We start from the raw sequence: 16,461 nt of genomic DNA, 5'->3' as shown, positions 1-16,461 counted from the left end.
GTGAGAATTGAAACAATGTTTATGTCCATATCGAAACACGATGGCGTCTTGCCGTTGCGATGCCTGAAGATGATTCCGTGACCGCCCCTATTCATATCCTCGTCGTTGACGACATCGCGCAAAACCTGGTCGCCGCCGAAGCCGTGCTGGCGCGGCCCGGCATTGTCATCCTGAAGGCCAGCTCGGGCGCGCAAGCGCTGGAACTGCTGTTGACGCATGAAGTGGCGCTGGCCCTGATCGACGTGCAAATGCCGCAGATGGATGGTTTCGAGCTGGCCGAGCTGATACGCGGCAGCGAACGCACGCGCAGCATTCCCTTGATTTTTCTCACGGCCGCGTCGCGCGAGCCGAGCTACAGTTTCCGCGGCTACGAGGCGGGCGCCGTCGACTTTCTCTACAAGCCCATCGACGTGAAAGCCTTGCAAAGCAAGGTGGCGGTGCTGGTGCAGCTCTACCAGCAGAAACGCGAATTGTCGGCCCAGCTCGACGAACTCAAGCATGCGCTGCACCTGAATGAACTGTTCACGGCCGTGCTGGGGCACGACTTGCGCACGCCCTTGTCGGTGGTGATGAACGGCGCCATGCTGTTGCCGATGATGAGCGACCACCCGAAGGTGATCGTCACGGCGCAGCGCATCGAAAGCAGCGCCAAGCGCATGGCGCGCATGGTCGACCAGTTGCTGGACCTGGCGCGCATCCGTTCCGGCACGATGGAGTTGCGCGGCAGCATGCACGACTACCTGGCGCTGGCACGCGCCATCGTCGAGGAATGCGAGACGGCCGGTCAGGCGCCGCTGGTCGAGGTCAGCAGCGTGGGCGAGCTGCACGGGCAATGCGACGCGGGCCTGCTGTCGCAAGTCATCTCGAATCTGTTAAACAATGCCATCACGCATGGCGAGCCGGGCGCGCCCGTGCAACTGGCCCTCGACGGACGGGACGCCGGCAGTATTGAATTGCGCATCGCCAATCGTGGCGTCATTCCCGCCACCTTGCTGCCGACCCTGTTCGAACCGTTCCAGCAGGCGGGCGAAAAGCGCCGGACGGGGCAGGGCCTGGGACTGGGCCTGTACACGGCAAACATGTTCGTCAAGGCCCACGGCGGCACGCTCGAGCTCAGTTCGACGGCCGCGCAGGGCACGCTGGCGACCGTGCGCATTCCGCGCCAGTGCCAGGTGTGCGTGCAAGCGGGACGGGCGACATGAGCGCGCCAGCCTGGCCGCGCGGCGGCGGCAGCATGGGGGAACTGGTGCGCCAGCGCGACTGGTCCGCCACCAGCCTGGGCGCCGTCGATGGCTGGCCCGCCCATCTGCGCACCAGTGTCGACATCGTGCTCAATTCGCCCATGGCGATGGTGCTGATGTGGGGCCCGCAGCACGTCATGATTTACAACGACGACTACATCCAGATCGCAGGCGAGCGCCATCCGGCGGCGCTGGGCGGCACGGTGCCGGGCATCTGGCCGGAAATCTGGGACTGGAACGCGCGCATCCTCGAAGCGGGACTGCGCGGCGAGACGCAGGTGCACCGCGAATGCTGTTTGCCGTTGTTGCGCGGCGGACAGCGCACGGACGTCTGTTTCGACCTGTTCTACACGCCCGTGCATGGCGCCGACGGCCAGGTGGACGGCGTGCTGTGCACGGCGCTGGAATTGACGGCGCGCATGGAGGAGGGGCGCCAGCTGAAGCTGGCCACGGCCGAGCTGGGCCAACTCAACACCACCTTGCAGGCCGAGAGCCAGGCCGTGCGCGCGGCCAACCGCCGCCTGGGCGAGGAGCGGGCGCTGCTGCGCGCCCTGTTCCAGCAGGCGCCGAGTTTCATGGCCCTGCTGCGCGGGCCGCAGCACGTGTTCGAATTGGCGAACGAGCATTATCTGCGTCTGGTGGGGCACCGCGATGTGCTGGGCAAGACAGTCGAAGCGGCCTTGCCTGAAGTCAAGGAGCAAGGTTTCATCGAGCTGCTCGACCAGGTCTACCGCACGGGAGAACCTTACGAGGGGCGCCAGGTGAAGGTGGACTTGCAGGCGGCGGACGGGCAGACGGGCCAGCGCCAGATCGATTTCGTGTACCAGCCCATCAAGGATGAAGAGGGCGTGGTGACGGGCATCCTCGTCGAAGGCATCGACGTGACCGAACGCATGGAAGGCGAGGAGCGGCTGCGCCTGGCCCAGCAGGCCGGCGGCATCGGCACCTTCGAATGGTTCCCCGAGACGGGCGCGATGGTGGTGTCGCCCACGTTCCGCCGCCTGTGGGGTATTGCCGACGAGGTGGAAGTGACGGAACGCCTGCTGGTGAGCCTGGTCGACGCGCGCGACCAGCAAAAGGTCGGACCGAGCAAGCTTGACGTCGCGCCCAATCCCCTCGAATACGTCGAGTACCGCATCCGCCGCCCCGCCGATGGCGCGCTGCGCTGGATCGCGCGCCAGGGCGAGGTGGTGGCCGGCCGCGTGCCGGGCCAGCGCCGCTACGTGGGCGTGTCGTTCGACGTGACGGAGCGGCGCCAGATCGAGGATGAACTCAATGCCAGCCAGGAGCGCATGGCGGCCATTTTCGGCCAGGCCTCGGTGGGCTTGTCCGAGCTGGGCCTCGATGGCAGTTTCCAGAGGGTCAACGGTGCCCTGTGCTGCATGCTGGGGCGTTCCGCCGAGGAACTGCTGAGCTTGAACATGAACGACATCATGCATCCGGCGGACGTGCCCGGCAACAACGTGCTGTTCCAGCGTCTGGTGGAAACGGGCGAGTCGTTTTCGCTGGAAAAGCGCTACCTGAAGCCCGACGGCACGCAAGTGTGGGTGTCGAGCAATGTCAGCCGCCTCGTCGATGAGCAGGGTCATACGCGTTCCCTGATCGCCGTCAAGACGGACATCACGGACCGGCGCCGTGTGGAAAAAGCGCTGCATGAATTGAATGAAACGCTCGAGCACCGGGTCGAACAGGAAGTCGGTGAGCGCACCAAGGCCGAAGACGCGTTGCGCCAGGCGCAAAAGATGGAAGCCGTGGGCCAGTTGACGGGCGGCATCGCGCACGATTTTAATAATGTGCTGCAAATTATTTCCGGCAATTTGCACTTGCTGCAGCATCTGGCGGGCACGGATGGCCTCATGCGCCAGCGCCTGGACACGGCGATTGCCGCTGTCGAGCGGGGCGCCAAATTGTCGTCGCACCTGCTGGCCTTTGCGCGGCGTCAACCGTTGAAACCCGTGGTGGCCGACCTGGCCCGCGTGGTGCGCAACATGGATGCGCTGCTGCGGCGCGCGCTGGGCGAAGCGATCGACATCGTGCTGGTGGGCGGCGGCGGGCTGTGGAATACCCTGGTCGACCGCAGCCAGATCGAGAACGTCATCCTCAACCTGGCCATCAATGCGCGCGACGCCATGGATGGCGTGGGCAAGCTGACGATCGAGCTGGGCAACGTCGTGCTCGACGAACAGTATGTGCACAATCTGGTCGACGTGCCGGCGGGCCAGTACGTGATGCTGTCGGTGACGGACACGGGCCGCGGCATGAGCGGCGCCGTGCTGCAGCGCGCGTTCGAGCCGTTCTTCACCACCAAGCCGGAAGGCGCGGGCACGGGCCTGGGCCTGTCGATGGCGTATGGCTTCGTCACGCAAAGCCGCGGCCATATCCGCATTTACAGTGAACCTGGCGTGGGCACGGGAGTCAAAATCTACTTGCCCCGTTCCCTGATGGCCGAAGCGGACGAGGAACTGGAATTGAGCGGCGTCGTCACGGGCGGCACGGAAACCGTGCTGGTAGTGGAAGACGACGTGGGCGTGCGCACCACCGTGGTCGATATGCTGGGCGCGCTGGGCTACAAGGTACTCAAGGCCGAGGATGGCGAAAGCGCGCTGGCCGTGCTGCATAGCGGCGCGCAGATCGACTTGCTGTTTACGGACGTCATCATGCCCGGTCCCGTCAGCAGCACGGAGATGGCGCGCCAGGCGCGCGAGTTGCAGCCCGATATCGCCGTCTTGTTTACGTCGGGCTACGCGCAGGATGTCATCGTGCATGAGGGGCGTCTCGACGCGGGAGTGGAATTGCTCAGCAAGCCGTACCGGCGCGAAGAGCTGGCGCGCAAGCTGCGCCATGTGCTGGCCAACCGCCAGCAGCAAATGCGTGCGCGCCAGTTTGAACGGTCCGGCGCGCCGGTGGCCGGCATCCTGCCGACCGGCAGCGCGGCTGCCAGCGTGCTGGGAAGTGACACGCCGGGACTGGACTTGACGGGCCATGCTCCGGAACCACAGGGGGACATGCCGACATCGATGAAAATACTTGTGGTGGAAGACAACCTCGATTCGCAGCTGATGGTGTGCGAACTGGTGGGCATGCTGGGCCATACGGTCAGCGGCGTATCCGATGGCGAGGCGGCGTGGAAATTGCTCAACGAGCAAGACTTCGATATCCTGTTTACCGATGTCAGCCTGCCCGGCATGTCCGGCATCGCGCTGGCGCGCATGGTGCTGCGCGATAAACCGGCCATGCGCATCATCTTTTCCACGGGCTATGGCAAGGAATCGATGGATGAGCTGGGTTTTTCCGCCAGTGTCTTGCGCAAGCCCTATGATTTGATGGAGTTGCAAGCGGCACTCGACCAACCTTGACGGGCACGCGCCGCTTCGGCCCGCCCGTCTCACACCTAGAGGTAAGGCATGACCCCTGAACTGACGATGCTGGCCGGTACCCTGGTGCTGGCGCTGGTGCAAATCCTGCTGCCCGCGCTGTTCCGCACGCGCGAAACAGGCACGGCCTATAACGTGAGCGCGCGCGACGGCGACGGGCCGCCCGTGGGCAAGATCACGGGCCGTTTGCAGCGTGCCCAGGCGAACCTGTTCGAAACCCTGCCCCTGTTCGCCGCCGCCGTGCTGATCGCCCACGTGACGGCGCAGGAAAGCGCGCTGACCCTGTACGGCGCCGCCCTGTATCTGGCCGCGCGCGTACTGTATCTGCCCCTGTACGCGTTCGGCGTGCCCGTCGTGCGTACGCTCGTGTGGTGCGTGTCGATTGCCGGGCTGCTGATGCTGTTCTGGGCCATCCTGTTCGCTTCCTGAATTCCTACGCTGGCTGTAGCAGCCGTCCTATGGTCGTACGCCAGACCCGGCCGTAAAGTGGCGGCAAGCTGGCGACTGGCGCCGGCATGTGAGGGACCGGACCACGATGGCGACTACCATTTCTGCAGTGAACGAAGCGGGCAGCGCCCGCCAGCGCAAGATCCAGCGTCTGCTGCGCGCCGTATTTGGCGTGGCGCGGCTGCGCGCGGGCCAGCAGGACGTCATCGACAGCGTGCTGGCCGGACGCGACACCCTGGCCATCATGCCCACGGGCAGCGGCAAGTCGCTGTGCTACCAGCTGCCCGCCGCCCTGTTGCCGGGCGCCACCGTGGTGGTGTCCCCGCTGATTTCTCTGATGAAGGACCAGCTGGAAAAGCTGCACGAACTGGGCATCACGGCCGTGCAGCTCAACAGCAGCCTGTCGCGCGCCGAGGAAGACGACGCCATCGCCCGCATCGCCCAGGGCGGCAGACTCATCATCTTTTGTACGCCGGAACGCCTCACCAATACCGCCTTCCTGTCGCTGCTGGCCGGCACGCCGCCCAGCCTGGTCGTCATCGATGAAGCCCATTGCATTTCCCAGTGGGGCCACGACTTCCGTCCCGCCTACCTGGAAATCGCGGCCGCCCTGCGCGCGCTGGGCCGCCCGCCCGTGCTGGCGTTGACGGCCACGGCCACCGGGGAAGTAATGGACGATATCGATACGCAACTCGAAGCGCGCAAGCTGAACGTCATCAATACTGGCATCTACCGCGCCAATTTGCGCTACCGCGTGATCCAGGTCACGAATGCGGAAGAAAAACGGGACGAAGTCCTGCGCCTGCTGCGCGAAACGCCGGGCGTGGGCATCGTGTACGCGGCCACCGTCAAGGCCGTCGAAGACCTGGCGGCGCGGCTGGAAGCGTTGGGCGAGAGCGTCACCTGCTACCACGGCAAGCTGGCGGCGCGCGAGCGCAAGCTCCACCAGGACTTGTTCATGAATGGCGAGCGCCGCATTATGGTGGCCACCAACGCCTTTGGCATGGGCATCGACAAGCCCGACACGCGCTTCGTCATCCACTTGCAGGTGCCGGCCAACCTGGAAGCGTATTATCAGGAATCGGGCCGCGCAGGGCGCGACGGCTTGCCCGCCGACTGCACCTTGCTGTACTTCCAGGAAGACAAGCGGGTCCAGCAATTTTTTCTGGCCAAGCATTACCCGACGGCCGAGGAACTGGCCGCCATCGTGGCGGCAGCGCAAGAATTGCCGGCCACGTTTACTTTCGCTGCGCTGGCGTCCAGCCTGCCCGATTTTTCTGACGGCCACCTGAAGGTATGCCTGAAACTGTTGAAAGACGGCAAGCTGCTGCGCCAGGACCGCAAGCTGGGCTACAGCCTGAAAGCGCCCTCGGCCAGCTCGCCCTCGTATGCGCAGCTGGCGCAGATCTACGTCGACAAGCAGGAGCGCGACAAACAGGCGCTCGAGCAGATGGTGGCCTATGCGCAAAGCGGCTTGTGCCGCTGGAAACTGCTGCTCGATTATTTTGGCGATGCCGGCGATTTCGAGCGCTGCTGCACCTGTGACAATTGCCTGTCGCCGCCCGCGCTGGCCGCGCCCATTTCCCTCGACGAGTTGCCCCCGGTCCCGTCCCAAGCGCCATCGCCGCCGCCAGCGCCGCAGATCGCCGTCGGCAGCCGCGTGCGCGTGCCCCGCTACCAGATCGGTACCGTGCTGTCGGTGGCGGGCGACCAGGTCACGATTGCCTTTCCGGAAAACACCACGCGCACCTTCATGGCCGAGTTTGTCGCACCGGCGTGAACCCAGTGTGCGCTGTCTGACAGATGATCTGGCGCAAGAGCGCTAGAATCAGCCCATTCCAACGCGTGATAACGCAGGGAGCAGGGCATGGCAGACATGGTAGTGGTGCGCAAGGAAGGCTTGTACTGTGTGCCGGGTCAGTTCTACATCGACCCGTGGCGTCCCGTCGCGCGCGCCATCATCACGCATGCGCACGCCGACCATGCGCGGGTCGGGCACCGGCATTACCTGTGCGCCGCGCCAGGCGAGCAAGTGCTGCGCGCGCGCCTTGGCCCCGTGTCCATCCAGGCGCTCGCGTATGGCGAGACCATCGAACACCACGGCGTGCAGGTGTCGCTGCATCCGGCTGGCCACGTGCTCGGTTCGGCACAGGTGCGCATGGAATATCGCGGCGAAGTGTGGGTGGCGTCGGGCGACTACAAGCTGCAGCCCGACTCCACCTGCCTGCCGTTCGAACCCGTGCGCTGCGACACCTTCATCACGGAATCGACCTTCGGCCTGCCCATTTACCGCTGGCAGGCGCCGCAGGAAATCTACGACGACATCAACCAGTGGTGGCGCAGGAATGCGGCCGAAGGGCGCACCAGCGTGCTGTTCTGCTATGCCTTCGGCAAGGCGCAGCGCATCCTGGCGGGCCTCGATGCCAGCATCGGCCCCATCATCTGCCATGGCGCGGCGCAAGCCCTGACGCAGGTCTACCGCGAATCGGGCGTGGCCTTGCCCGCCACCGTGATGGTGGGCGAGGTGGCGGACAAGGCCGCCCTGAAGACGGCGTTGGTGATCGCGCCCCCATCGGCCGCCGGCTCGCCGTGGATAAAGCGCTTCGGCGACTACAGCGATGCGTTTGCCAGCGGCTGGATGCTGCTGCGCGGCGCGCGCCGGCGGCGCGGCGTGGACCGGGGTTTCGTGCTGTCCGACCATGCCGACTGGCCCGGCCTGATGCAAGCGATCACTGCCACGCAGGCCGAACGCATCATCGTCACGCATGGCTCGATTCCCGTCATGGTGCGCTGGCTGCAGCAGAACGGCTGGCAGGCGGGCGGCTTCGAGACGGAATACGGCGATGACGAGGCCGATGACGGTGCGCCCGGTGCGGCCACGGCGGCGGAGGACGTCAGCCATGCGTGACTTTGCCCGGCTGTACGCGGAACTCGACGAGACGACCTCCACCAGCCGCAAGCTGGCGGCGCTGCAAGCCTATTTTCGCGGCGCCTCGCCCGAGAACGCGGCCTGGGCCGTGTATTTCCTGGCCGGCGGCAAGCCGCGTCAGGCCGTGCCCACCAAATTGCTGCGCGAATACGCGACCGAACGGGCGGGCCTCGATGCCTGGCTGTTCGACGAGGCCTATCACGCCGTGGGCGACCTGGCCGAAACCATCGCCCTGATCCTGCCCGCGCCCGCCAAACGCAGCGACGTCGGCCTGGCCGAGTGGGTCGAGCAGCGCATCGCACCGTTGCGCGGCGCGGCGCCGGACGCCATCCGCGCCGCCCTGCTGGGGTACTGGGACGAGCTGGAAACGCGCGAACGTTTTCTGTTGATCAAGCTGATCGGCGGCGGCTTTCGCGTGGGCGTCTCAAAACTGCTGGTGACGCGCGCGCTGGCGTCCATCGCCGCCGTCGACAGCAAGCTGATCGCCCAGCGCCTGATGGGCTGGACCGATGGCAAGGTCAACCCCACGGGCGCTGGATTCTTGAAGCTGATCGCCGCGCAGTCGGACGGCGAACATGCGCTGCGCGGCGGCCAGCCGTATCCGTTTTTCCTCGCGCATCCCCTGCAGGCGGGGCCGGAAAGCCTGGGCGACATCGGCGGCTGGCTGGCCGAATGGAAATACGACGGCATGCGCGCCCAGCTGCTGCGCCGCGATGGCGTGAACTGGCTGTGGTCGCGCGGCGAGGAATTGATCACGGAGCGCTTTCCGGAACTGGCGCAGCTGGCCTTGCCCGAGGGTACCGTGCTCGATGGCGAAATCCTCATCTGGCAGCCGGGCGACGTGCCGGCGCCATTTGCCGATTTGCAGCAACGGATGGGCCGCAAGACGGTCTCTCCCAAGTTGCTGGCCGAGCTGCCCGCCGTGCTGGTGGCTTACGATGTGCTGGAACTCGATGGCGTGGACGTGCGCCAGCTGCCCCAGCTGGAACGGCGCGCGCTGCTGGAAAGCGTGGTGGCCGGCGTGCACTCTCCCGCGTTGCGCCTGTCGCCGCGTGTTGACGCGGCTAGCTGGGAGGCATTGGCCATCATCCGCGAGGAATCGCGCGCGCGCGGCGTGGAAGGCCTGATGCTCAAGGCCGTGTCGGCCGCGTATGGCGTGGGCCGCACGAAAGACGTGGGCACGTGGTGGAAATGGAAGATCGATCCGTATGCCATCGACGCCGTGCTGATCTACGCCCAGGCGGGCCACGGCCGCCGCGCGTCGCTGTACACGGATTATACGTTTGCCGTGTGGGATGACGTGGAGGAGGGCGGGCAGGGCGAGCGCAAGTTGGTACCGTTCGCCAAGGCGTATTCGGGCTTGACCGATGCGGAGATCGCGCAAGTCGACGCGGCCATCCGCAAGACGACGATAGAAAAATTCGGCCCCGTGCGCAGCGTGCAGCCGACGATGGTGTTCGAGATCGGTTTCGAGGGCATCGCTGCGTCCAGCCGCCACAAGGCGGGCATCGCCGTGCGCTTTCCCCGCATCCTGCGCCGCCGCGAAGACAAGACAGTTGCCGACGCCGACACCCTGGCCACCCTGAAGGCCATGCTGGCGGGCGCCGCATGAGCAGGCGATGAGTAAAAGCGCGCTGGCGCAGCGCATCGATGCGTGGTTCACGGGGCGCGGCTGGACGATCTTTCCTTTCCAGCGCGCCGTCTGGCGCGCTGGCGCGCAGGGACAATCGGGCTTGCTGCATGCGAGTACAGGGTCCGGCAAGACGTATGCCGTGTGGTTCGGCGCCTTGCTGCGCGCCGAGCGGCTACAACGCAAGGGCAGGAAGCAGGGCATGCGCGTGCTGTGGATCACGCCCATGCGGGCGCTGGCGGCCGACACCGTGCGCGCGCTGCAGGCGTCCGGCGAAACGCTGGCGCCCGGCTGGCGCATCGAGGCGCGCACGGGCGATACGAGCGCCGCGCAGCGGGCGCGGCAGGCGAAAGCGTGGCCCGAGGTGCTCGTCACGACGCCGGAAAGCCTGTCCCTGATGCTGAGCCAAGCGGACGCGCAGGAACGCTTCAGCCTGCTGGAAACGGTGATCGTCGACGAGTGGCATGAATTGATGGGCAGCAAGCGCGGCGTGCAGGTGCAGCTGGCGCTGGCCCGCTTGCGCCGCTGGAATGCAACCTTGATGACGTGGGGCTTGTCGGCCACCCTGGGCAATCTGCGCCAGGCGCAGGACGTCTTGCTGGGAGAACAAAGCGATGGCGTGCTGGTCGAAGGTAAAGTCAGGAAGCGCATCCTTGTCGACAGTCTGATTCCCGTCAATCCCACGCGCTTTCCTTGGGGCGGCCACCTGGGCATCCAGATGCTGCAGCCGCTGATCGCCGAGATCGAGGGCAGCGCCACCACCCTGGTGTTCACCAACACGCGTTCGCAGGCCGAGCTGTGGTACCAGCACTTGCTCGATGCGCGCCCCGACTGGGCCGGCCTGATCGCCCTGCACCACGGTTCGCTGGACCGCGAAGTGCGCGAGTGGGTCGAGCAGCACCTGAAGACGGGCGAGCTGAAAGCCGTCGTGTGCACGTCCAGCCTGGACCTGGGCGTCGATTTCCTGCCCGTCGAACGGGTGCTGCAGGTGGGCAGCGCGAAAGGCATCGCGCGCCTGGTGCAGCGGGCGGGGCGCAGCGGCCACGCGCCGGGGCGCATTTCGCGCGTCACCCTGGTGCCGACCAACAGCCTGGAATTGCTGGAAGCGGCCGCCGCCCGCGCTGCCCTGGCGCAGGGCCACCTGGAAGCGCGGCCCGTGCCGGACAAGCCGCTCGACGTGCTGGTGCAGCACCTGGTGACGATCGCGCTGGGCGGCGGTTTCGACTCGCCGGCGCTGTACGCGGAAGTGCGCGCGGCCTGGTCGTATCGCCAGCTGACGCCGGACGAGTGGCAATGGGCGCTCGACTTCGTCGCGCGCGGCGGGCAAAGCCTGACCGTGTACCCGGAATACCGCAGAGTGCTGCCGGACGATGCAGGCGTCTACCGCGTGCCGGACCTGGCGCTGGCGCGGCGCCACCGCATGAGCATCGGCACCATCGTCTCGGAAGCGGCGATCCAGGTCAAATTCCTCGGCGGGGGACGCATCGGCAGCATCGAGGAATCGTTCATCGCGCGCCTGAAGCAGGGCGACCATTTTCTGTTTGGCGGGCGCATCCTGGAATTCGTGCGCGTGCATGAGATGACGGCCTACGTGCGGCGCGCCACGGGCAGCCGCGGTGCCGTGCCGCGCTGGCAGGGCGGCAAGATGCCGCTGTCGTCGGAGCTGGCGCATGCCGTGCTGGACCAGCTGCAGCTGGCGCAGGAGGGCCGTGCCAGCGGGCCGGAAATGCGCGCGCTGGCGCCCTTGCTGGCCATCCAGCAGAAATGGTCCAGCCTGCCCACGCGCGCCAGCCTGCTGCTGGAAACCTTGTCCAGCCGCGAGGGCCATCACCTGTTCGTGTATCCGTTCGCGGGCCGCTCCGTGCACCTGGGCCTGGCATCCCTGCTGGCCTATCGCATCGCGCGCGTGCAGCCGGCCACCTTGTCGATCGCCGTCAACGATTACGGCTTTGAATTGCTGGGCGCGGACGATATCGATTTTGCGCCGCTGCTGACGGCCGCCAGCGGTGCCGATCTTCCCCTGTTCAGCACGGACAACTTGCTCGAAGACGTGCTGGCCAGCCTGAACGCGACGGAACTGTCGCAGCGGCGTTTCCGCGAAATCGCCCGCATCGCCGGCCTCGTGTTCCAGGGCTATCCAGGCCAGCCGAAAAGCGCGCGCCAGCTGCAAGCGTCGTCCTCGCTGTTCTTTGAAGTGTTCCGCAAGCACGACGCGGCCAATTTGCTGCTCACGCAGGCGCAGCGCGAAGTGCTGGAGCAGGAACTGGAACTGACGCGCCTGCGCGCCACCTTGCGCGAACTGCATGGACGCAGCATCTGCCTGCAAGCGCTGGAGCGCGCCTCGCCATTTGCCTTCGGCCTGATGGTCGAGCGCTTCCGCGAACAGCTGACGACGGAAAAACTGTCGGACCGGGTGGCGCGGCTGGTGCTGGCGCTGGAAAAGGCGGCCGCATGAAGGGACAGGAGCAGGCGCATTGCGCGGTGGAGCTGGCCGGCGAGGTGGTCTGGCTGCTGGCGCACAAGGCCGTGTACTGGCCGGCGCGCAGGATATTGATCGTTGCCGACATCCATTTCGGCAAGGCGGCGGCGTTTCGCGCGCTGGGCGTGCCCGTGCCGCGCGGCACCACCACGCAAAACCTGCTGGCGCTCGACGCCTTGCTGGCCAGTTACGCCTGCGAGGAAATCGTCTTTCTCGGCGATTTTTTGCACGCGCGCGCCGCCCATGCGGCCGCCACCGTGGCGGCCATGCTGGCGTGGCGCATGCGTCATCGCGACGTGCGCCTGACGGTGGTGCGCGGCAACCATGACGCGCATGCGGGCGATCCGGCCGCCGCGCTGGGCATCCGCATGGTGGACGAGCCGCACCAGGTGGGCAAGCTGTCGTTCTGCCATCACCCTGACACCGTCGCGCCCGGCTACGTGCTGGCGGGCCACGTGCATCCCGTGTTTCACTTGCGTGCCAAAGGGAGCGGAGCGCACGGCGGCGGCCTGCGCCTGCCGTGTTTCCTGCTGGGCCAACAGCGCGCCATCCTGCCCTCGTTTGGCGCCTTCACGGGCGGCCATGCGGTGCTGCCAGGCACTGGCGAGCGCGTGTACGTGACGGCCGACGCGGCGATTTTTCCGCTGCCCGCCAACTGCTGAGTGTTAGATACTTTTGGTGGAAAACTGAAAGTAACTGTGCCACCGTAGGCGGGACTCATCCTACATGCGCTCTTGCCATCCTCCTATTTCTTGTGCCCCATGTGCGCACTAAGATGACGGTTCCCTTGCCATGCGAGGGGGAGAATTGCATGGTTTGCACTGTTTCCGATTCCATCGATCAAGGAGATCATCATGGCCACATCGAGCGACAATAAACAGCAAGGTAGTAAAACCAGTAGCAGTAGCAGCGGCGGCAGCGGCGGCAGCAAGCAAAGCGATACCAGCAAGCGGGGTTTCGCTTCCATGGACCCCGCCCAGCAGCGCGAAATCGCCAGCGAAGGCGGACGTGCCGCGCATGAAAAAGGCACGGCCCATGAATTCACGTCGGAAGAGGCCCGCCGCGCAGGCAGCCAAAGCCACAAGAACGATGCCAACCGGCAAAGCGCCTCCAGCTCCAGCGGTTCGCGCGATAACGCCAGCATGAACCAGGAGGGCAACCGTGACAGTGGCAACAAGCAAAGCGGCGGTTCCGGGTCCGGTTCCAGCTCCGGGTCGCGCAACAAGTAGTGCCAGCTGAGTAGCAAGTTGCAAGTGGCTCTGGCCAGCGGGAAGCAGGCACGCTGCTGGTCAGGGCCACGCTTATTTGGCTGCCGCAAAATTTTGATGCAACGCAGCAGGCATGGACTATGATGAAATAGCTGCGCCGGCCAAGGCCGACACGCAGTCAACGCAGTCAAATCGCACTCACGATCAGGGAGAAGATGATGGGCAACTCCACCACGCCGCAAGCCGGCAATAGCCAGGGCGGCACGCCGTCCGTGGCAGGCAACAAGCAAAGTACGGCCGATTCTGCCGAGAACTTTGTGCTGGTCGATAGCGAGCAAGGGCTCGATATCGGCGACGATCTGTTTTCCATCGGCGAGGTGCGGCGCGCCGACCGCCTGCCCCATCACCATTCCGGCTCCGCCGGGCAGAGCCGGCAGAGCGCCGACGATGCGCCCGACACCACGGGCAGTACGGGCGTCTGATCTGGCCGCCTAACTTTCTTCACTCTCAAGCCACGCGCGCCGGGCCAGCTGCAAGACGTGTTCGCGCACGTCCGCCGGCCATTCCTGTACGCATGCGAGAAACGCTGCTTGCTTGCCGGCGAACAGGGCGCGGCTTGCTTCCTCGAAGCCTGGCGCATCGCCGGCCAGCGCATTCATGACTTTATAGGCCGCTTCGCGTGCCTGGCGCTGCTCATCGTGCAGCTTGTTGCCGCGCTGCGCGTGTTCCACCAGTTTGCGCAAGGCGACGGAAGCGCCGCCCGGCTGCGTCGCCAGCCATTCCCAGTGACGGGGCAGCAAAGTGATTTCGCGCGCCACGACGCCCAGCTTCGGGCGGCCTGCCGTGCGCGCCGGGGCGGGAGCGTCGTCCTGCGGCGCTGGCGTTGCCGCGCGAGGCAGGCGCTGCAGCACGTCGGCCAGGCTGCCGTGCAGGTTCAGGTCAACCTGCATGCCGCTGGCGTCGTCGAAAATCAGGATCTGCGCATCGGGATCGCGCGTCACCAGTTCCTTCAGTGTTTGCGCAAGCGCATGTAAAGGGCCGGCGGCGACTTTTCGCTTGCCGGCAAAGGCGGTGAGCTGAGGTGGTGCGGGGGTATGCATGTCTTGCCTCCATGGGGAATGCAGGCAATTTTACCCGGGTTAAATACAAAGTCAATATTACCCGGGTAAAATAGGGTAAATCTGCTACAGATCGACCCGGCCGTGTTCGCCCATGTCTTTCGGCGGCTCGCCCGTGATGGCGGCCTTGGCCATTTCATAGAATTGCATCATCTTGCTGGCGCTGCTATCCCAATACTCGGCCGACTGGATCGTCACCTTGATCAGCGACAGCTTCGGATCGTCGAGCCCGCCCGGGAACCAGGCTTTCACGAGCGGATTCCACAATTCCTCCGCCTTGGCGCGGTCCTTCAGCAGCTGCGCATGGCCGCAGACGGACACGTACAGGCTGTCGCCCGTGTCGACAAAGCTGACATTGACTTGCGGATTGTTCAGCAAGTCGCGCGTATAGCTGGCCTCGTCGGAAACAAAGAACCAGATCTGCCCTTCGTTATCGACCTGCTGCTGCGTCAGCGGCCGGCTGGTGAGGGTGCGCATGTCGTCGCTGGTGGTCAGCATGCCGAATTTGACGTCCTTGATCTTGGCCGCGATGCTGGCCAGTTGTTCGCTGGAATACGATTGCATGGGTGCTCCCTTGTTGGTTGTCCTGAACAACAAGCATAGGCGCTTGCTGTATGCGGCTCTGTACGGCAGCTTACGTAGCAGCGGTGCTTTGTTTCAAAGCTGTTACAAAACGCCGGCCCGGCGGGGCGCCCCATGTCTTGACTTAATAAATGATAATCATTATCATTTGTTTGAAATATCGGCATGCACTTTGATTGAAGGATGGGAATGAAGCACACTGACTTGTCGCGCCAGCTGGCCCGCCCCTTGCCGGGAGCGGAGCATGCATAGTGCGGGCGCCGCCGACAAGGCCAGGAACAACGCCAGCCGCGCCGTCTGGCTGAAGAACTTGCATCAATGGCACTGGATCAGCTCGGCACTTTGTTTGCTGGGCATGTTTTTGTTCGCCATCACCGGCATCACCCTGAACCACGCCGGCCAGATCGAGTCGAAACCGTCGATCACGCGCCAGAAGGCGCAGTTGCCGGCGCCCCTCCTCACGGAACTGGCCGCCTTTGCCACCGGGCATGACGGCGCCAATGCACCGATGCCGGCCGCCGCGGAAACCTGGCTCAAGCAGCAGTGGTCGCTCAACGCGGGCGGGCGTCCCGCCGAATGGTCGATCGACGAAGTGTATTTGCCGTTGCCCAAGGCAGGCGGCGACGCCTGGGTGCGCATCGGCCTGGAAGACGGCGCCGCCGAATACGAATTGACGGACCGGGGCTGGGTGTCCTGGCTCAACGATGTGCACAAGGGCCGCAACACGGGCGTCGCCTGGAGCTGGTTCATCGACATCTTTGCCGGCGCCTGCATCGTGTTTTGCCTGACGGGGCTATTGATTTTGAAGTTCCACGCGGCCAACCGGCCATTTACGTGGCCGATGGTTGGCCTCGGTATTCTGATACCTTGCGCGATCGCCTTGCTGTTTATCCACTGATGTTTTTATTTTTCCTTTTTACAGGCACACCATGAAATTACGCTACTCCCTGGCGCTTGGCCTTCCCCTGATCGGTACGTCGGCGATGGCTGCCGACCTGTCCCTGAAGCTTGAAATCCCGCAACTGAACGTGGCGGAATACCACCGCCCCTACGTGGCGGCGTGGCTGGAAACGGCCGATCAAAAGGTCGTTGGCAATCTGGCTGTGCTGTATGACGTGAAAAAGAAGGACAAGGCGGGCGAAAAATGGCTGAAAGACATGCGTCAATGGTGGCGCAAGAGCGGCCGCGACCTGACCATGCCCGCTGACGGCGTCAGCGGCGCCACGCGCGCGCCTGGCGAACATACCTTGACGTTCCCCGGCGCCAAGGCCTTGCTCGACAAGCTGCCGGCCGGCGAATACCAGGTGGTGGTGGAGGCGGCACGCGAAGCGGGCGGACGCGAACTGGTGCGCGTGCCGTTCCAGTGGCCGCTGAAATCGGCCCAGTCCGTGCCGGCCAAGGGCAAGGAAGAACTCGGCAATGTCGTCGTCCAACTCAAACCATAAGGCGCACA

14 protein-coding genes are annotated in these 16,461 nt (G+C 65.2%); 12 read left to right on the top strand and 2 right to left on the bottom strand.

Annotation, left to right across the window (positions count from 1 at the left end; translation table 11 throughout):
• Positions 1-77: 77 nt before the first annotated feature.
• From AC1RBA_RS08865 to AC1RBA_RS08820, 10 genes are all read left to right on the top strand, one after another.
• Entirely contained in the window at positions 78-1,202 is a 1,125-nt protein-coding gene (locus tag AC1RBA_RS08865; protein WP_070312869.1) for a hybrid sensor histidine kinase/response regulator, read from the top strand.
• Positions 1,199-4,597, top strand: a complete 3,399-nt coding sequence (locus tag AC1RBA_RS08860; RefSeq protein WP_492417706.1) for a hybrid sensor histidine kinase/response regulator — start codon at positions 1,199-1,201, stop codon at positions 4,595-4,597. The genes AC1RBA_RS08865 and AC1RBA_RS08860 overlap by 4 nt, the downstream gene beginning before the upstream one ends.
• A gap of 48 nt (positions 4,598-4,645) precedes the next feature.
• Positions 4,646-5,044: an MAPEG family protein gene (locus tag AC1RBA_RS08855; protein ID WP_099410027.1), complete on the top strand. Its 399-nt coding sequence runs from the start codon at positions 4,646-4,648 to the stop codon at positions 5,042-5,044.
• A gap of 106 nt (positions 5,045-5,150) precedes the next feature.
• A complete protein-coding gene (locus tag AC1RBA_RS08850; protein WP_492417704.1) occupies positions 5,151-6,842 on the top strand; it encodes a RecQ family ATP-dependent DNA helicase in 1,692 nt (563 codons plus the stop codon).
• 87 nt (positions 6,843-6,929) lie between these two features.
• On the top strand, positions 6,930-7,970 hold the full coding sequence (locus AC1RBA_RS08845; protein ID WP_492417702.1) for a ligase-associated DNA damage response exonuclease: 1,041 nt from the start codon (positions 6,930-6,932) through the stop codon (positions 7,968-7,970).
• Positions 7,963-9,603: an ATP-dependent DNA ligase gene (locus AC1RBA_RS08840; protein ID WP_121670187.1), complete on the top strand. Its 1,641-nt coding sequence runs from the start codon at positions 7,963-7,965 to the stop codon at positions 9,601-9,603. Before AC1RBA_RS08845 ends, AC1RBA_RS08840 begins: the two co-directional genes overlap by 8 nt.
• A 7-nt stretch (positions 9,604-9,610) precedes the next feature.
• Positions 9,611-12,076, top strand: a complete 2,466-nt coding sequence (locus tag AC1RBA_RS08835; protein WP_492417700.1) for a ligase-associated DNA damage response DEXH box helicase — start codon at positions 9,611-9,613, stop codon at positions 12,074-12,076.
• The gene (gene pdeM / locus AC1RBA_RS08830) at positions 12,073-12,762 is read left to right on the top strand and encodes a ligase-associated DNA damage response endonuclease PdeM (RefSeq protein WP_070221091.1); all 690 of its coding nucleotides are present in this window, start codon (positions 12,073-12,075) and stop codon (positions 12,760-12,762) included. The genes AC1RBA_RS08835 and pdeM overlap by 4 nt, the downstream gene beginning before the upstream one ends.
• A 192-nt stretch (positions 12,763-12,954) precedes the next feature.
• A complete protein-coding gene (locus tag AC1RBA_RS08825; protein WP_070221093.1) occupies positions 12,955-13,329 on the top strand; it encodes a KGG domain-containing protein in 375 nt (124 codons plus the stop codon).
• Between the two features lie 194 nt (positions 13,330-13,523).
• Positions 13,524-13,790 (top strand): hypothetical protein, encoded by a 267-nt coding sequence (locus tag AC1RBA_RS08820; RefSeq protein WP_492417698.1) that lies wholly within the window; start codon positions 13,524-13,526, stop codon positions 13,788-13,790.
• Positions 13,791-13,799: 9 nt separating this feature from the next.
• Here AC1RBA_RS08820 and AC1RBA_RS08815 read toward each other — a convergent pair whose 3' ends face one another.
• Together AC1RBA_RS08815 and AC1RBA_RS08810 are read right to left on the bottom strand one after the other, a co-directional pair.
• Complete coding sequence (locus AC1RBA_RS08815; RefSeq protein ID WP_492417696.1) at positions 13,800-14,408, bottom strand: DUF2239 family protein; 609 nt, start codon at positions 14,406-14,408, stop codon at positions 13,800-13,802.
• An 84-nt stretch (positions 14,409-14,492) separates the two neighbouring features.
• A complete protein-coding gene (locus tag AC1RBA_RS08810) occupies positions 14,493-14,990 on the bottom strand; it encodes a pyridoxamine 5'-phosphate oxidase family protein (RefSeq protein WP_070221099.1) in 498 nt (165 codons plus the stop codon).
• A gap of 262 nt (positions 14,991-15,252) precedes the next feature.
• On the opposite strand from AC1RBA_RS08810, the gene AC1RBA_RS08805 reads away from it, so the two are divergent.
• Positions 15,253-15,906: a PepSY-associated TM helix domain-containing protein gene (locus AC1RBA_RS08805; protein ID WP_492417694.1), complete on the top strand. Its 654-nt coding sequence runs from the start codon at positions 15,253-15,255 to the stop codon at positions 15,904-15,906.
• A gap of 31 nt (positions 15,907-15,937) precedes the next feature.
• The gene (locus AC1RBA_RS08800) at positions 15,938-16,453 is read left to right on the top strand and encodes a DUF2271 domain-containing protein (RefSeq protein ID WP_492417692.1); all 516 of its coding nucleotides are present in this window, start codon (positions 15,938-15,940) and stop codon (positions 16,451-16,453) included.
• Positions 16,454-16,461 lie beyond the last annotated feature (8 nt).

This window comes from Janthinobacterium sp. GW823-FHT03B06 (assembly GCF_058796955.1).
Note: the sequence above shows the minus strand (reverse complement) of the source record. Positions and strands in the feature narration are given on the sequence as shown.